The sequence below is a fragment of the Candidatus Rokuibacteriota bacterium genome, assembly GCA_016188005.1.
GTDB lineage: Bacteria > Methylomirabilota > Methylomirabilia > Rokubacteriales > CSP1-6 > UBA12499.
In genome coordinates this window covers 1-2,277 of the sequence record JACPIQ010000054.1, presented here as the reverse complement: position 1 = coordinate 2,277, position 2,277 = coordinate 1, and the positions used below count along the sequence as shown (strand labels likewise).

Genomic DNA, 2,277 nt, shown 5'->3' with positions numbered 1-2,277 from the left:
CGGCTACGCGCTCTCCGCTTCGGGCGCTTCGCTCTCGCAGTTCGCCGTGGGGGTGGACCCGTCGGGCGGCGCCCCGCCGTTTACGGTGCTTTCGAGGGTCTCGCTCGGGGCCGTGCCGCAGCGGGTGGCCTTCGCGGAGGAGGCGGGGCGGATCTGGGTGACGCTCGAACCGGCGAAGAACTCGGACGGGAGCGTCACGCCGTCGGTGATGATCGTGGATGCGGAGACCGGCGCGGTGCTGCGGACGATCGTGCCGAATCCGGCGCCGGACGCGGCGGTGACGGGGATCCTCGCGATCCCGACGAGGGGCGAAGTCGCCATCGGGACCGCGGACCGGCGAATCGCCGCGTACGACCTCCGGGTCTACGACGCGGCGACGGGGGACGCTATCGCCGTCGTCCCGCTCTCCGGCGACGCGAGGCCGTTTGCTGTCTCTCCAGCGGGGGATCGGGTCTATCTTCACGGGTTTGCACCGCCCTCCGGCTTCACGATCGCGGCGATGGATGCGGCGTCCCGCCAGGTGACGACCCTGATCTCGCGCGCCGTGACGGAGCCAATAGCGTTTGCGCTGTCGCCCGAGGGCGACCGGCTGTACGGGAGCGTGGTAACCGAGGGGCCGATCGACCCCGAGACGGGGAAACCGACTTCCGTTCCGCAACTGATCGTGTGGGACGCGGCGAGCGGCGTTGAGTTGGCTGTTTTTACCGCCGCGCGCACGTACCGGGACTTGGCCGTGGAAACGGGTGGGGCGGAGGCCTACGGATGGGGCTTCTCCTCCAGTGTCGCGACGATCGATCTTCGGAGCGGGGCGGAGACTGCGACGCTGGCGGTTGCTTCGCCGAGTCTCATCCGGCTGACGTCGGACGGCCGCCGCCTCTGCGTGGTGGAACGCCTCGTGGACGAGAAGTCGCGGTTGAGCATCGACACGCTGGCCGTAGTGGACAGCGATCCTGCGAGCCCCACGCGGCATCAGGTGCTCGCGCGCATCCCGCTCGGGGCGCTGGCGACCGACATGGCGCTTTCCAGCAACGGCGCGCGGGCGTACATCCCGGCCGACTCGACGGCGCGATCGCTCCTCACGATCGATCTGGCCGGATCGCCGCCCGATCCGGAGCCGCCGGCAGGTCCGATCGTCGATTTCCGCCTGCAGGCGGTCCTCCCCCCGTGGGGCGGCGCCGGCGGGGGTGGCGCGGGCGTCCCGCCCGCGCCACTGCGGGCCGTTCGGAGCAACACCCCGTTCACGCTCTCGGTGATGGGTCGTGACGCGCAGCACCTCCTCGCGGACGGGTTCACCGGTCCCCTCTTGCTGGGGCGCGGCGCACCGGCGCCGTTGGAGTGCGCCGCGGAAGCGCCGCCGGGTGGAGCGCCCCGCCTGAACGCCGACGGCGCCCTCTTTCTCATCGATCCCCCCTCCCGAGGCGCCCTCTCCATCGAGGGTCTCCGCCTCTCCGGCGGCGAGGGCCTCGTCACCCTGACGGTGGCGCAGGCGTCCCCGCCGGCGCCGCCGTGCCCGCCGACGCCCGGGGCGGGCGAGGACGCCCGCCCCACGGGATCGGTCACGATCCTCGTCGACGACACCCCGCCCGTCGCCCCCACTGTTGTTTCACCGGCCCCCTCGCCGGAGACCTGGCTGGGATCGCTCGTCACGCTCTCGGGCACGGCGGAGGCGGGGACACTATTGGCCGTCTACGACGCCCGGACGCTGGTCGCCACGTTCGTGGTTCCCCTTCCCCCCTCGGCGGGTGGGGCCGGGGGAGAGGGGGACGGCGACGCCGTCCCCTGGCTATTCTCGCTCGCGTTGGCGACCGACGGCGATCACGTCCTCACGGTCGCCTCGATCGACGCCGCGGGGAACGTCTCCCCCGCGAGCGACCCGATCTCGATCCGCACCGACGGCACGGCGCCGTCGATCCTGTTTGTGCCGCCCACCCCTCCCGGCGGCGCCGCCATCCCGGACCGGCGACCCACGTTCGTGGCCGAGGTGCGGGAACCATATAGCGGACTAGATCCGGCGGGGTGGTTCGCCACCCTTGAGGGGAAGACGGGCGCCCTGGACGTAACCGGGCTTCTGACCTTCTCCCCTCTCCCCCCGCCTGCCCCGAGTAGCCCGCCTCCTTCCGGCGGGCGTAACGAGGGGGAGGGGGGGACGCTCGTGACCTTCACGCCCGCGCAGGACCTCGCCGACGGATTCTGGACCTTCAAGATCCAGGCCCGCGACCGGGCCGGGAACTCCGGGACTGCCGGGGTCGGGTTCACCATCGTCCCCCCGCCGGACGT

1 protein-coding gene is annotated in these 2,277 nt (G+C 72.4%); it reads left to right on the top strand.

The features are described from left to right. Window positions 1–2,277, top strand: a 2,277-nt coding sequence (locus HYV93_10465) for a hypothetical protein (protein MBI2526396.1), incomplete at both ends; no start/stop codon positions are given.